Here is a 14,667-nt window from a genome sequence, read left to right as displayed (position 1 = left end):
CCGGCGGGACGGCGCGGTGGGCGGTGCGTCCGTGGTCGCGGTCACGGGGACTGGAAACCGGCCGCGGTGAGCACGGCCCGACCGGCGTCGGAGCGCACGTGGTCGACGAAGGCGTGTCCGCCGGCCGGGTTCGGGGCGTCCTTGAGGACCGCGATGGGATAGTCGTTGACGGCCCGGGACGACTCGGGGAACTCGATCCCGGTCACGTCCGCGGCCGCGGCTCTCGCGTCGGTGCGGTAGACCAGGGCGGCGTCGACCTCGCCGAGGCGCACCTTGGCGAGGGCGCCCTTCACGTCCTGTTCGAGGGTGACCGGTGTGAGCGTCACCCCGGCCGCGTCGAGCGCGGTGCGGGCGGCGCCGCCGCACGGCACCTGTGGGGCGCAGAGCGCCACCGTGGTCCCGGGGCGGGCGAGGTCGGCCAGCCCGACGATGCCCCTCGGGTTGTCCTTCGCGACGGCGATGACGAGCTGGTTGCGGACGAAGGTGTTCGGCGTGCCGTCGGCGTTGCCGGCGTCGGTGACCGTCGCCATGGTGGCCGGGGCGGCCGAGGCGAAGACGTCCGCCGGCGCGCCCTGGTTGATCTGGGTGGCCAGGGCGGAGCTGCCGGCGAAGTTGAACACGACGGTGGTGCCCGGGTGGGCGGCCTCGAAGTCACGGCCGATCCGGGTGAACGACTCGGTCAGCGACGCCGCGGCGAACACGGTCACCGTGCCGGTGCCGCCGGACCCGCCAGCGGTGCCGCCGTCGCCGCAGCCGGCGAGCGTCAGGGCCAGGGCGGCGGCCGCCGCGAGGACTCCTCGGGTCCGGGCGGGCCTCATGCGTCCACCCGCTCGCGGGCGCCGGGTCGCTCCACCACCACGGTGGTCGACTTGATCACCGCGACGGCGATCGACCCGACCCGCAGATCCAGGTCGTCGACGGCCTCCCGGCTCATCAGTGAGACGATCCGGAACGGCCCGGCCTGGATGTCGACCTGGGCCATCACGGTGTCCTTCACGACGTTGACCACGATGCCCCGCAGCCGGTTGCGGGCCGAGGACGAGTCGGCGCCCGCCTCGGGGTCGGCGCCCTGGCTGCGCGCGAACGCGGCCAGGTCGACCCCGTCGACGATGCGGTGCCCGTGCGCGTCGCGGCCGGCGGGCAACCGGCCGGCGTCGATCCAGCGACGCACCGTGTCCGTGCTGACGCCGAGCAGGTCGGCGGTCTCCCCTATCCGGAACGCTCCCACGCGGTCACGATAGCGCCCGCAGGTGCGAGGGAGAAGGGCCGGACCGGTAGGCGGTCGCGGCGACTGAGCCGCTGATGGCCCCGCATCTGCGGTAGCCGGGCCGTCCGGAGCGCCGGCACTCCGGACGGCCCGGGGACGCGATCAGCAGTTGAGCAGCTCGGGCGACTGGTTGAGCAGTTGGCCGCGGGGCGAGACGAACGCGCGGTACGCGGGGGAGTCGACCGCCGTCGTGCGGAACGCGGCCACCCGGTGACAGTTCTGGAACGCCAGGCGCACGCCGAAGTGCCGCTCCAGGCCGCCGCGGATGGCGTCGCTGGCCAGCGCGCGCAGCAGTTGGCCGCGCTCGGCGTCGGTCGCCGGCGGCTCCACGTTGTCGGCGTGGTCGCCGCCGGTGGTCTCCAGCTCGGCGACCACGCGGCTCACGGTCTGCCAGGCGTACGGCAGGGAGTCGCGGACGCAGGCGACGAAGTCCGCGTCGTCGACCGGTCCGCGTTCGGCGGCGTCGAGCAGCGAGGGCGGGACGGTGAGGGACATCTGATCCTCCATTCAGTAACGAAAACCGTTGTCATTACGGTCTGCACGCGAGCACACCACGTGGCCCGAGACGGGTCAACAGGGTGCCGGCGTGCCGGCTGCGGACACGCCGACGACCGCCTCCGCCGGACGGCGAGGCGGACGCGACGCCAGGAGGCGACAGCGGGACGTGGCAGAGGGGCGCGCGGCAGGGTGTGCGGCGGTGCCGGTGCGGGGCGGCGGCTCAGCCCCGGCGCGGGTGGCCCTTCAGGTGGCGGCCCATCTCCCGGGCGATCTCCCGGTTCGCGTCCCGCTCGGCGAGGGCCTGCCGCTTGTCGTACGAGCGGCGCCCCCGGGCCAGCGCGAGTTCCACCTTCGCCCAGCCGTTCTCGAAGTACATCGACAGCGGCACGAGCGTGACGCCGCCCTCGCGTGTCTTCGCGAGGATCCGATCGATCTCCGCCCGGTGCAGCAGCAGCTTGCGGGTCCGCCGCGGCTGGTGGTTGGTCCAGGTGCCGTAGGCGTACTCGGCGATGTGCAGCCCGTACAGCAGGATCTCGCCGTCGCGCTCCTGGGCGAACGCGTCGACCAGCGACGCCCGACCCTCCCGCAGCGACTTGACCTCGGTGCCCATCAGCGCGATCCCGGCCTCGTAGGTCTTGAGCACGGTGTAGTCGTGCCGCGCCCGCTTGTTCGAGGCGATCAGCCGGCGCTCGGGCTGCCTGGAGGCGTTCACCCGCCCGAGGATATCGGTCGGGTCAGCCGCCCCCGGCGCGCAGTCGCCCGGTCAGCTCGCGCACCGCGGCCACGAACCGCTCGTCCGACTCGCACGGCCAGTGGCCGTGGATCTGCGGCGGCACACTGTCACTCGGCGGCGCCACGACGCCGTTGGGGTCCACCAGCCGCCGGTCCACCGCCCAGGCCGGGTCGTGCGGGCGGTCCGGGTCTCCCGGACGGTGCGGCGAGAACACCCAGCCGCCGATGTGGTCGGTGTCCCGCCAGAGGTTGATCCACCGCCAACCGACCCGCTTGCCCACCTCTCGCAGCACGTCGTCGTCGACGTACGCGGGGAAGAGCCGGGAGTAGAGGCGGTGCAGCGGCGAGCCGTAGGTGAGCAGCGCGACCCGCTCGCCGACCCCGTCCGGCAGTTGCAGCACGGTGGCCGCGAGCAGCACCGATCCGTGGCTGTGCCCGGACAGCAGGACGGCGTCGCCCCGGCCCACCAGGTAGGTGATCCGCTTGGTCAGCTCCGGCACCGCCCGCTCCGCGTAGCACGCGGGGGCGAAGGGGTGGGCCGCGCGCGGCCAGAACGTGCCCAGGTCCCAGATCACGCCCACGTACCGCCGGAACTCGGCCGTCCGGTAGGCGAAGATCCCGCCGATCAGCAGGGCGAGGAGGATGCCCCCGATCACGTAGCTGCCGAGGCCGATGAAGAACGTCACGAACTCGCCGGGTATCGGCAGAGCGCTGTCGATCAGCTCGGCCGGGTGCTCTCCCATCAGGCCGAGGATGGTGGTGGCGAAGCCCACCGCGACGAGCGCGGCGTACACCATGGCCAGCGACTCGAGCCGGTCGGTGAACCGGGCCCGGGCGATGGTCCGCTGCACCTGGCGCAGCCGCGGCGCGGCCTCGGGCGGCGCGTCGGGAAAGTCCCGGGCGACGATCGCGGCCCCGGCGCGCATCCGGGCCGGGCGGGAGGCGAGGGTGACCACTCCGGCGGCCGCGAGGCTGCTGACCACCGCGACGACGAACCCGAAGATCGCCCACTTGTACGCCAGCGGCGGGCTCGTCTCGATCTGCTCCGCGGTGGGCGCCTGCCGGTCGAGCACGTCCGCGAAGCGGTAGACCAACTCGGAGGAGAAGGCCACCGCGAGCCCGGTGGCGACGGCCGCGGTGGTCGCCATGCCCCGACCGCTCGACGGCCGACGGGGTTGTCGCTGCACCATCGTGAAGATCGCGATGGCGGCCAGCAACGCCGTCTGGGCGACGAAGATGCCGGCCACCGTCGCGCCGTACCGGGGCAGGCCGTCATGCTGCGGCCAGGGGGCCGGGTCGACCAGGATCACGGCGAGGACCAGCGGGGTCAGCACGCACGCGGCCGTCCGCAGGCCCCGGGTGATCCGGTCCGCCCCCGGTGCGACCGGACGATCGATCATCGGGTGCGCGCAGACCACCGCCAGGCAGGCCACCAGGAGGACCCCGACCAGCACCGCGAGCGCGACGACGGGCGCCGACGAGTCGGTGCTCATGCGCGCGGCGAGCAGGCTGGCGTCCAGGGTGCCGAACCCGACGGCGACGTGGACCGACCGCAGTCGGCCGACGAACGGGCCGGCATCCCACTGGCCGATCGCGCCGAGCCGGTGCGCGTCGTCCCCGGGCGGGGGTGGGCGGAACGCGGCGAACGGCTTGGCCGGCCGCGCCCCGAGCCACCAGATCGCGCCGAGGGCTGCCACCGGCACCAGGGAGAGCACGGCGAGCCGCAGCCCGACCGGCCGCTCGCCCAGCCAGGACAGCCAGTCCCGGTCGGCCAGGCAGACGGGGCTGCCCATGCAGCGCCAGGCGACCAGGTCGAGCGCGACGCCGACGATGGAGAGGACGTAGAGGGCGGTCAGGGTGAGCCCGAGGGCCCGCCCGAAGGCCTTGACGCTCCGCTCGCCGGTGGTGCCGGACGGGCGCATCCAGAGCGCCACGTTGCAGAGCATGAACGGCAACATGAACACGAGCGTCAACGTGCGTACCGCCGTCCCCGAGGGCAGGTCGCTCCAGCGGTAGGCCTCCGGGACGACGCCATCCGGCCCGGTGCTGTCCGGGTAGCCCGGGCGCGGCCGGTAGAAGCCGCCACTGTCGTCCCCGGCCACCTGGTACGCGTGCGGCCGGTCCAGCACCGATTCGGCGGCGGCCCCGGAGACGCCGTGTACGCGCAGCTCCACGACCTCCCCGGGCGGCGCCGGCCAGGACGACGACCCTGACGTGTCCGACATCGGCCCTCCGAGGTGTGCGCGCAGCCCGACCCGGCGCCCCGGCGGGCCGGCGCCCGGGCCGGTTACCCACCCGAGAGCCGACCAACCGTCGCGGCGGCCCGACCCACCGTTCCCGGTCGCGGGATCCGGCGCGTTACCGAACGCACCACCGGTCGAGGCGGGTGCGGTTGGCGTGGCGGAGGTGGTTTCATGGGCGCCATGGCGAACCCGGTGATCCTGACCATCGACGACGACCCGGTCGTCTCCCGGGCGGTGGCCCGCGACCTCCGCCGCCGCTACGGTGACCGCTACCGCGTCGTGCGGGCCGTCTCCGGTCCGGAGGCGCTCGACGCCCTGCGGGAGATCAAGCTGCGTGGTGAGCGGGTGGCCTTGATGCTCGCCGACTACCGGATGCCCGAGATGACCGGGATCGAGTTCCTCGAGGCGGCGATGGACCTGTTCCCCGCCGCCCGCCGGGTGCTGCTCACCGCCTACGCCGACACGGACGCCGCGATCGAGGCGATCAACGTGGTGGACCTCGACCACTACCTGCTCAAGCCCTGGCACCCGCCGGAGGAGAAGCTCTACCCGGTGGTGGACGGCCTGCTGGAGGCGTGGGCCGCCACCCCCGACGCGGAGCTCAGCGAGATCCGCGTCGTGGGGCACCGCTGGTCCGCGCCCTCGTTCAAGGTGCGTGACTTCCTCGCCCGCAACCTGATCCCGTACCGCTGGCTGCTGACCGACGACCCCGAGGGAGCCCGGCTGCTGGCCGCCGCGGGCGCCACCGAGTCCGACGTGCCGCTGGTGGTGACCGCCGACGGCAAGACCCTGATCAGCCCCACGCCCGCCGAGCTGGCCGAGGTGGTCGGCCTCACCGTGGAACCGGCCACCGACTTCTACGACCTCGTGGTGGTCGGTGGCGGCCCGGCGGGTCTCGGGTCGGCCGTGTACGGCGCGTCGGAGGGCCTGCGTACGGTGCTCGTGGAGCGCCGGGCCACCGGCGGCCAGGCCGGCCAGAGCAGCCGCATCGAGAACTACCTGGGCTTCCCCGACGGTGTCTCCGGGGCACAGCTCACCGACCGGGCCCGCCGCCAGGCGTTGAAGTTCGGCGCCGAGCTGCTGAGCACCCGGGAGGTGACCAGTCTGGCCGAGGCCGGCGGCGCCCGCCTGCTGCACTTCGACGACGGCAGCACCATCGCCGCGCACACCGTCGTGCTGGCCACCGGCGTCTCCTACCGGGTGCTCGACGCCCCGGGCCTGTCCGACTTCACCGGCCGGGGCGTCTTCTACGGCTCCGCCGCCACCGAGGCGCCGAGCTGCGTCGACCAGGACGTCTACATCGTCGGCGGGGCCAACTCCGCCGGCCAGGCCGCCGTCTACTTCTCCCGGTTCGCCGCCCGGGTGCACCTGCTGATCCGGGGCGCGGACCTGACCGCCTCGATGTCGCGGTACCTGATCGACCAGCTGGACCGGATCGACCAGGTCACCGTCCACCCGTACACCCAGGTGGTCTCCGCCGACGGTGGCGACCACCTGGAGCGGCTCACGCTGTGCGACGCCCGCACCGGCGAGCGGCGTACGGTCGACACGTCGTGGCTGTTCGTCTTCATCGGCGCGGAACCCCGCACCGACTGGCTGGACGGCGTGCTCGTCCGCGACGCCCGCGGCTTCATCGTCACGGGCCCCGACCTGGTCACCGGTGGACAGCGACCACCGGGCTGGTCGCTGTCCCGCGACCCGTACCACCTGGAGACCAGCCTGCCGGGGGTCTTCGCCGCCGGCGACGTGCGGGCCCAGTCGGTGAAGCGGGTCGCCTCCGCCGTCGGCGAGGGCGCCATGGCCGTCTCGTTGGTGCACCGCTACCTGGAGGCACAATGACCACCCCGACCGACCGGATCACCCCGGACCAACTGCGCACCCTGTTCCTCTTCGAGGCCCTCGACGCCGACCAGCTGGCCTGGCTGGCCGAGCACGGCCGCGTCGAGCAGCGCGCCGGGGGCACCGTCGTGTACGCCGAGGGCGAGGCGGCCACCTGCTTCTTCGTGCTCCTCCGGGGTGCGGTGTCGTTGTCGCGCCGGGTGCACGGCGACGAGCTGGAGATCAGCCGCACCGACCAGCGTGGTGTGTACGGCGGCGCCACCCAGGCCTACCTCGAGGACCAGAGCGAGAAGCTCTACCGCAACACGCTGCGCGCGATCGTCGACTCGGAGTTCTTCGTGCTCCCGGCCGAGACGTTCGCCGAGGCCGTCCGCTCGTGGTTCCCGATGGCGATGCACCTGTTGGAGGGGCTGTTCGTCGGCATGCGGGACAGCCAGACGATCATCGGCGAGCGGGAGCGGCTGCTGGCGCTCGGCTCGCTCTCCGCGGGTCTGACCCACGAGTTGAACAACCCCGCCGCGGCCGCCGTCCGGGCCACCTCGGTGCTGCGTGACCGGGTCGCCGGCATGCGGCACAAGCTCGCGATGATCGCCGACGGCCGGCTGGACGGCACCCGCCTCCACGGCCTCGTGGAGCTGCAGGAGGAGGCGGTCGCCCGGGTCGCCACGGCGCCGAAGCTGACCCCGATGGCGGCGTCCGACGCGGAGGACGTCGTCACCGACTGGCTCGACGAGCACGACGTCAGCGGCGCGTGGGACCTCGCGCCGACGCTGGTGGCCGGCGGGGCGGACGTCGACTGGCTGGAGCGGGTCACGGCCTGCGTCGGGCCGGCGGACCTGGAGGCCGCCGTCCGGTGGCTCACCTACACCGTCGAGACCGAGCTGCTGATGCGGGAGATCGGTGACGCGGTCACCCGGATCTCCGGCCTGGTCGGTGCGGCCAAGCAGTACTCGCAACTCGACCGGGCGCCCTTCCAGGTGGTCGACGTGCACGACCTGCTCGACGCCACGCTGGTGATGTTCAAGGCCAAGATGCCCGCCGGGGTCAAGCTGGTCAAGGAGTACGACCGGGAGCTACCGCCGGTGCCGGCGTACGCGGCCGAGCTGAACCAGGTCTGGACCAACCTGATCGACAACGCGCTCGGCGCGATGGGGGAGAAGGGCACGCTGACCGTCCGGACCAGCCGGGACGGTGACCTGCTGACCGTGGACGTCGCCGACACCGGGCCCGGCATCTCACCCGACGTGCGGCCGCGCATCTTCGAGCCGTTCTTCACCACCAAGCCGGTCGGCGCCGGCACCGGCCTCGGCCTGGACATCTCGTACCGGATCGTGGTCCACAAGCACCACGGCGACATCCGGGTGGAGAGCGAGCCGGGCAGCACCACGTTCCGGGTGCTGCTGCCGCTGACCGCCGAGCAGCCGCACCCGGGGGGCGAGTCCGCCTGAACCGCACCCGGACACGCCGTTGGCACGGCTGTTCGACACGCCGGTGACAGGCTGACACGGTCTCGTCGCGCACCGTACGCTCCGGGCGTTGTCGCCGCCGAAGGAGGCGCCGTGGAGTCCGTGGCCCGCCAACGCCCACCATCCGACGAGACGCCGTCCGACCGGCCTCCCGACGAGGGGTCCACCGTCCTCCCGGAGCTGGACGACGCCGACTGGATGCACCACGCCGACGAGTTCGCGCACACCAGCTTCTGGGCGGTGGCCCGGCGGCTGCCCCGGCTGGTTCGGGAGGCGGTGACGCTCGCCTGGGCCACCAGCCGGCAGGACACGCTCGCCTCGATCGGGCTGAACGTCGTCGCCGGGGTGCTCACCACGTTCGGTCTGCTCGCCACCACCAACGTGCTGCGGGAGCTGTTCGCGGCCGGCCCGACCCCCGACCGCGTGCGGGGCGCGCTGCCGGCGCTGGTGGTCGCCGCGCTCGCCGTGACCGCCCGGGGTGGCCTGATGATCGCGGCCGGCTGGGCCCAGGCCCGGCTCACCCCGCAGATCAACTACGCGGTCGAGCTGCGACTGTTCGAGGCGACCACCGCGGTCGACCTGGCCGCCTTCGACGACGCCGGCTTCGCCGAGGAGATGGACCGGGCCCGCGACCGGGGGATGGCCGAGGCGGCGTACATCGTGGACCACACGGTCAACCTGGTGACGGGCGTGGTGGGTCTGCTCGCCACCGCCGTGGCGGTGGGCATCATCCAGCCCCTCCTGCTGCCCTGCCTGCTGCTCGCGGCGGTGCCGGAGGCGGTCACCGCGGTGCGGATGGCCCGTCGCCAATACCTGGCCATGCTCGCCCGCATCACCCGGCGCCGTCGGATGTGGATGCTCGCCCGGCTGATGGCCAACCGGCAGACCGCCGTCGAGGTGCGGGCCTACCAGATGCGCGAGTTCCTCCTCTCCGAGTACCGCACGATGATGGCCGTGGAGACCGAGGCCCACCTGCGGCTCGTCCGGGCGCAGACCGGCACCCGGGTGGTCGGCGCGAGCATCGCCGGCCTGGCCACCTTCGGCGTCTACGCCGTCCTCGGCGCGCTGCTCCTCGGCGGTCTGGTGGCGTTGGCGGCCGCGGCGACCGCGCTGCTGGCCCTCCAGTCGGCCCGCACCAGCCTCGGCGTCGCCGTCCTCGCCACCAACTCGCTCTACGAGGACGCCCTCTACTACCAGGACTACCGGGACTTCGTCGAGCGGGCCCACGCGCGCGTCACCACCGGCGCGAGCGGCGCGGTCGACGGGTTCGACGCGATCACGCTGGACGGGGTGAGCCTGCGCTACCCGGACACCGACCGGGCGGCCGTCGACGAGGTGAGCCTGACCGTCCGCCGGGGCGAGGTGATCGCCCTCGTCGGCGAGAACGGCTCGGGCAAGACCACGCTCGCCAAGCTCATCGCCGGGCTCTACCGGCCCACCGACGGCACGGTGCGCTGGGACGGCGTGGACGCTGCCGAGCTGGACGCCCGTGCCCTCGGCGCGCACGTGGCGGTGATGACCCAGGACTGGTGGAAGTTCCCGTTCACCGCGCGGCAGAACATCCGCATCGGGCGGCATGACCGGGTGCCCGGGCAGCACGGCCCCAGCGTCGAGGAGGCGGCCCGTTCGGCCGCCGCCCACGAGATGATCGCCGCCCTGCCCTACGGCTACGACACCCTGCTCGATCGCGAGTTCAAGAACGGCCAGGACCTCTCCGGCGGGCAGTGGCAGCGGCTGGTCGCCGCCCGGGGCCTCTACCGCGACGCCTCGCTGCTCATCTGCGACGAGCCGTCCGCGGCGCTGGACGCGCGGGCCGAGCACGCGCTCTTCCAGCACCTGCGTCGGCGGCCGGACCGCGCGGTCGTGCTGATCACCCACCGGCTGGCCAACGTCCGGCACGCCGACCGCATCTTCGTCCTCGACCAGGGACGGCTCGTCCAGCAGGGCACCCACGACGAGTTGATGGCGGCGGGCGGCCTCTACCGGGAGCTGTTCGACCTGCAGGCCAGCGGCTACCTCGCCCGTTCCGACGCCCGCCCGGTCGGTGACCCGGAGCCGACCGGAGACCCGGCGGTGCGCCACTGAGGATCATGCTGTTGACCTCCAGCGCACTCGAACTCCTAGCGTGACGCGTACGTCCGGCCGGCCCGCGTCGGCCTGCCAACGTCAGCAGGGAGCACAGTCATGCGTCACCGCGTCCTCGGCGGCACCGGCATCGAGGTGAGCGTCCACGCGCTCGGCACGATGATGTTCGGCGCGGTCGGCAACCCCGACCACGACGACTGCGTCCGGATCATCCACGCCGCGCTCGACCGGGGCATCAACCTCGTCGACACTGCGGACATGTACTCGGCCGGCGAATCCGAGGTGATCGTCGGGAAGGCGCTGCGGGGCCGCCGCGACGACGTGGTCCTCGCCACCAAGGTGCACTTCCCGATGGGGGAGGGGCCCAACCGGGGCGGCAACTCGCGGCGCTGGATCGTCCGGGCCGTCGAGGACAGCCTGCGTCGGCTGGACACCGACTGGATCGACCTCTACCAGGTGCACCGTCCCGACCACACCACGGACGTGGAGGAGACCCTCGGCGTCCTCACCGACCTGGTCCGGGCCGGCAAGATCCGCGCCTTCGGCTGCTCGACCTTCCCCGCCGAGGAGATCGTCGAGGCACAGCACGCCGCGCAGCGCTGGGCGCTCGGCCGGTTCCGCACCGAGCAGCCGCCGTACTCGCTGCTCGCGCGGGGCGTCGAGGCCGATGTCCTGCCGGTCTGTCAGCGGTACGGCATGGGCGTGCTCACCTGGAGCCCGCTCGCCTCCGGTTTCCTCTCCGGCCGCTATCGCGCCGGCGCCCCGGTCGACCTGACCAGTGGGCGGCCCGCCCTCACGCCGGCTCGCTTCGACCCGGCGCTGCCGGGCAACGACGCGAAGTACCGGGCGGTCGAGGGGCTCGTCGACGTGGCCGACAAGCTCGGCTGCACGTTGCCGGAGCTGGCGGTGGCGTTCCCCGCCGCGCACCCGGCGGTCACCTCCGTCATCATCGGCCCGCGCACGATGGCGCAGCTCGACGGGTTGCTGGCCGGGGCCGCGCTCACCCTCGACGACGAAGCGCTCGACCGGATCGACGAGATCGTGCCGCCCGGCACCGACCTGTACGCCCCCGACGGGGTCTGGCGCCCGCCGGCGCTGACCGACCCCGCCCGGCGTCGCCGTCCCACCGGCGACCGCGCCGCCGCCTGACCGCGCCGGACCTGGCCGGATCCTGCGGCATCACGCGACGCGTGACCCGGTGATCCGCGGTGCGGCGTGCCGGACCGCCGGACCGTCGACGTCCGACACGTCCGGGCATCGGCGGTTCCGAATGGTGGACGCGTCTTGAATTCCTATCTTGCAAGTAGGAATATGGGCGCGTGCGGATCACCCTGCGGCTCACCTCGCGCCGGGTCGTCGACCTGATGCGGGTCGCGTCCGGCCTCTGTACCGGCCAGCAGTCGGCCTGACACTCGACCCGGCTGGCGTCGACCCGGCTGGCGTCGACCCGGCTGGCGTCGACACGGTCGGCCGGGTCGGCGGCGACGCGGCCACCCGACCGATGACGAAGCGCCCGGCGCGCCAGAGCGACAGCGCCCCGCCGGTATCCGGCGTGCCCCCCGAGAGGCAGCCTGGCCTCGCCAGGCACCGGTCACGCCGACCCGGCGACCCACCATCCCGTCAGGACGTCGGTCTCCCCGGCCGGCGAGCCCGGCTGCTGGCTCCTGGCTTCCGGTCTCCGGCGTCCGGCTTCCGGCTTCCGGCTTCCGGCTTCCGGCTTCCGTGGACGGTGCCAGCCCTCGGCGTGACGCGTCGCATCCCGATCCCCTCCGCCTGCGTGAAGGAACCTCCATGAGCATCGACGAACCGTCGTCCACCCCGCCCACCGCGCCCGAGAGCCGCTTCGCCCTCAACGAGGACTGGGCGGCGACCGTCATCGGCCTGGCCCTGCTCGGCCTGGTCCTACTGGGCGCCATCCCCGCCGGGCTGGTGCCGTGATGACCACCGACGCCACCCGCGCCACGGACCAGACCACGACCACCCCGGCCGAGGAGGCCGCCGCACCGGCCGCCGAGAACAGGAACGCCAGCGCACGGGCCGCCGAGAACCCTGACCCCGCCGCCGCCCAGCGCGGGGCCGGCGTCGACGGGCGGGCCGACGGGCCGCCGCTCGTACCCACCGGGCCGCGCGGACGCGCGTTCTGGGCGTGGACCACGCTCGGTCTGCTGGTCGTCCTCGGCCTGGCCGCGCTGACCCGCTACCTCGAACAGAACGTCCCTGTGTTCGCCGAGGGCACCGCCCTCGAGGACATCGCCGCCGCGATCGAATACCCGGTCTACGCGATCCTGCTCGGCCTGCTCGGCAACCTGGCGGTCACCCTGCTCGGGCTGCGGGACCGGATCGCCGCCGCGTTCCGCACCGAGTTCTTCATCAAGACCGGTCTGGTCCTGCTCGGCGCCTCGATCAACCTAGCGGTCATCGCCAGCGCCGCCGGCCCGGCGATCGCCCAGGCGACCCTGCTGATCAGCGGCGTGTTCCTGTTCACGTGGTGGCTGGCCGGCCGCCTCGGGCTGGACGACAAGCTCCGTGCCCTGCTCGCCTCCGCCGTGTCCATCTGCGGCGTCAGCGCCGCCATCGCCGCCGCCGGCGCCGTCCGGGCCCGGCGGGAGCAGTTGGCGTACGCGGCCAGCCTGGTCATCGTCTTCGCCCTGCCGTCGATCTTCCTGCTGCCGTGGCTCGCCGACGTGCTCGGGCTCGAGCCGGCGGTGGCGGGCGCCTGGATCGGCGGCAACATCGACACGACGGCCGCGGTCACCGCGGCCGGTGCGCTCGCCGGCGAGGAGGCACTTCAGATCGCGAGCATCGTCAAGGTCACCCAGAACGCGCTGATGGGGGTTGTCGCGGTGGCCCTCACCGCGTACTTCACGCTGCGCGTCGAGCGCCGGCCCGGTGCGGCCCGGCCGAGGCTCGTGGAGCTGTGGCACCGCTTCCCGAAGTTCGTCCTCGGTTTCGTCGCCGCGTCGGTGATCGCGACCTGGTACCTCGATGCGGCCGGATCGGACGGCAAGGCCACCATCGCGATCGTGAACGACCTGCGGGTCTGGTTCCTGATCCTGGCGTTCGTCAGCATCGGCCTGGAAGTCCGGGTGGCCGCGCTGCGCGAGGCCGGCTGGCGGCCGGTGGCCGTATTCGCCAGCGCCACCGTGTTCAACCTGCTGCTCGCCCTCGGGCTGGCGTCGCTGCTGTTCCGCAACTTCGCCGCCTGACCCGCCCTCCGCACGCCAAGGCCGCGCTCGATCTCGGATGTAGCGGCCTCCCGACGCCCCGGAGGCCACTACCTCCGTGGTCGAGCGCGATCACCGGCCGGGGAGGTGCGGATCGGGGGGCGCGGGGGTCACGCCCGGGCGGCGAGGAAGTCGGCCAGCACCCGGGTGTGCGTGGAGAAGGCCAACTCGGTCGGCTCGGTGAGCACCAGCCACTCGGTCGCCTCCTCGGTCGGCGCCGAGGGCGGCAACTCCTCGGCGCGCACCTCGGGCAGCACGCCGAAGACCATCATGGTGCCGCCGGCCGGTGCCCCGTGCACCGCGAACAGCGTGGCGTCGGCCGCCGACGCCAGCAGGCCGGTCTCCTCCCGCAGCTCCCGGACGAGCGCCGCGTCCCACTCCTCGCCGTACTCGATGAAGCCGCCGGGGAGGGCGAGCAGGCCGCGGGCCGGCTCGATGTCGCGGCGGACGACCACCACGCCGAGCCCGGCCGTGGTGCGTACCGGCAGCACCGCCACCGCGACCGGCAGCGGGTTGCGCCACACCGTCTGGCCGCAGGTCGGGCAGACGCGCGGCCAGCCGGCCGCCGCCGGGTAGGCGGCCCCGCAGAACGAGCAGTGAGAGTACGGCGCACCGGTCATGCCGCAGCACGTTACTCGGACGCGGCCGTCAGCGGCCCTCCCGTAGGGCGGCGCGGGCCTCCATGAGGGCGAACCCGAGCAGGTTGTCTCCCCGCCAGTCGCGCGGATCGCCGGCACGGGGGTCGTCGGCGGCCAGCCCGATGCCCCAGATCCGGTCCAGCGGGCTGGCCTCCACGAGCACCCGGTCGCCGGTGGCCAGCAGGAACGCCCGCAGGTCGGGGTGTTGACCGAACTTGGCCGTGCTGCCGGCCACCACGATCTCGTAGCGTCGCGCCTCCCACCGCTCCTGGTCGAAGTCACGGACCCGGCGGCCGAGGGCCTTGGCGCGGTGCGGGTGCGCGGCGGCGAGGATCTGCGTGGCCAGCTCGTCGTCGCCGAAGAGCATCGCCTTGTGCCACATCATCCAGTGCTCGGCGGTGGCGAAGACACGCTCGCCGTCGCGGAACGGGGCGGGCCACCACTGGCTCAGGCATCCGCGCCCCACGCTGCCGTCGCGTTGTGGTCGGTGGCCCCAGAAGAACAGATAGTCGGGGTGAAGGCCGGCCTGGGTAGCGGCGGTCAGCTCGGCGACGGATCGTGGCGACACGGGGAGAGTCTGCCCGACCCCACCGACATCCCGCCGCCTCCTTCTTCCCGTCGCGGCCCACCGCCCGAGGCGCGCCGCACCGCACGCCGGATCGCACGCCGAACCGC

Annotated in this window: 13 protein-coding genes; 6 read left to right on the top strand and 7 right to left on the bottom strand. The window is 73.6% G+C overall.

What is annotated here, in order from left to right:
- Positions 1-41: 41 nt before the first annotated feature.
- The 5 genes from modA to GA0070620_RS07000 form a co-directional block, all read right to left on the bottom strand.
- The gene (modA, locus tag GA0070620_RS07020; RefSeq protein ID WP_091589100.1) at positions 42-818 is read right to left on the bottom strand and encodes a molybdate ABC transporter substrate-binding protein; all 777 of its coding nucleotides are present in this window, start codon (positions 816-818) and stop codon (positions 42-44) included.
- On the bottom strand, positions 815-1,228 hold the full coding sequence (locus tag GA0070620_RS07015) for a TOBE domain-containing protein (RefSeq protein ID WP_091589099.1): 414 nt from the start codon (positions 1,226-1,228) through the stop codon (positions 815-817). Before GA0070620_RS07015 ends, modA begins: the two co-directional genes overlap by 4 nt.
- Positions 1,229-1,369: 141 nt before the next feature.
- Positions 1,370-1,762, bottom strand: a complete 393-nt coding sequence (locus tag GA0070620_RS07010) for an SCO5389 family protein (RefSeq protein WP_091589098.1) — start codon at positions 1,760-1,762, stop codon at positions 1,370-1,372.
- A gap of 223 nt (positions 1,763-1,985) precedes the next feature.
- Complete coding sequence (gene smpB / locus GA0070620_RS07005; RefSeq protein ID WP_091589097.1) at positions 1,986-2,477, bottom strand: SsrA-binding protein SmpB; 492 nt, start codon at positions 2,475-2,477, stop codon at positions 1,986-1,988.
- A gap of 22 nt (positions 2,478-2,499) precedes the next feature.
- Positions 2,500-4,722 carry a hypothetical protein gene (locus GA0070620_RS07000; RefSeq protein WP_091589096.1) on the bottom strand — a complete coding sequence of 741 codons (2,223 nt, stop codon included), beginning with the start codon at positions 4,720-4,722 and terminating at the stop codon, positions 2,500-2,502.
- 189 nt (positions 4,723-4,911) lie between these two features.
- Between GA0070620_RS07000 and GA0070620_RS06995 the strand changes: the two genes are divergently transcribed.
- The 6 genes from GA0070620_RS06995 (at position 4,912) to GA0070620_RS06975 (ending at position 13,336) form a co-directional block, all read left to right on the top strand.
- A complete protein-coding gene (locus GA0070620_RS06995) occupies positions 4,912-6,579 on the top strand; it encodes an FAD-dependent oxidoreductase (RefSeq protein ID WP_231922268.1) in 1,668 nt (555 codons plus the stop codon).
- A complete protein-coding gene (locus GA0070620_RS06990) occupies positions 6,576-8,027 on the top strand; it encodes an ATP-binding protein (protein WP_091589095.1) in 1,452 nt (483 codons plus the stop codon). The genes GA0070620_RS06995 and GA0070620_RS06990 overlap by 4 nt, the downstream gene beginning before the upstream one ends.
- A gap of 111 nt (positions 8,028-8,138) precedes the next feature.
- A complete protein-coding gene (locus tag GA0070620_RS06985) occupies positions 8,139-10,130 on the top strand; it encodes an ABC transporter ATP-binding protein (protein ID WP_377520450.1) in 1,992 nt (663 codons plus the stop codon).
- 99 nt (positions 10,131-10,229) lie between these two features.
- Positions 10,230-11,279, top strand: coding sequence for an aldo/keto reductase (locus GA0070620_RS06980; protein ID WP_091589094.1), 1,050 nt, complete (start codon positions 10,230-10,232; stop codon positions 11,277-11,279).
- Positions 11,280-11,921: 642 nt separating this feature from the next.
- Positions 11,922-12,068: a hypothetical protein gene (locus GA0070620_RS32900; RefSeq protein ID WP_172836392.1), complete on the top strand. Its 147-nt coding sequence runs from the start codon at positions 11,922-11,924 to the stop codon at positions 12,066-12,068.
- Positions 12,068-13,336, top strand: coding sequence for a YeiH family protein (locus GA0070620_RS06975; RefSeq protein ID WP_231922267.1), 1,269 nt, complete (start codon positions 12,068-12,070; stop codon positions 13,334-13,336). Before GA0070620_RS32900 ends, GA0070620_RS06975 begins: the two co-directional genes overlap by 1 nt.
- A 128-nt stretch (positions 13,337-13,464) precedes the next feature.
- Here GA0070620_RS06975 and GA0070620_RS06970 read toward each other — a convergent pair whose 3' ends face one another.
- Together GA0070620_RS06970 and GA0070620_RS06965 are read right to left on the bottom strand one after the other, a co-directional pair.
- Positions 13,465-13,974, bottom strand: coding sequence for an NUDIX domain-containing protein (locus GA0070620_RS06970; RefSeq protein ID WP_091589093.1), 510 nt, complete (start codon positions 13,972-13,974; stop codon positions 13,465-13,467).
- Positions 13,975-14,002: 28 nt separating this feature from the next.
- Positions 14,003-14,560, bottom strand: a complete 558-nt coding sequence (locus GA0070620_RS06965) for an NADAR family protein (protein ID WP_157741554.1) — start codon at positions 14,558-14,560, stop codon at positions 14,003-14,005.
- Positions 14,561-14,667 lie beyond the last annotated feature (107 nt).

Origin of the sequence: Micromonospora krabiensis, assembly GCF_900091425.1 — a bacterium.
Taxonomy (GTDB): domain Bacteria; phylum Actinomycetota; class Actinomycetes; order Mycobacteriales; family Micromonosporaceae; genus Micromonospora; species Micromonospora krabiensis.
Note: the sequence above shows the minus strand (reverse complement) of the source record. Positions and strands in the feature narration are given on the sequence as shown.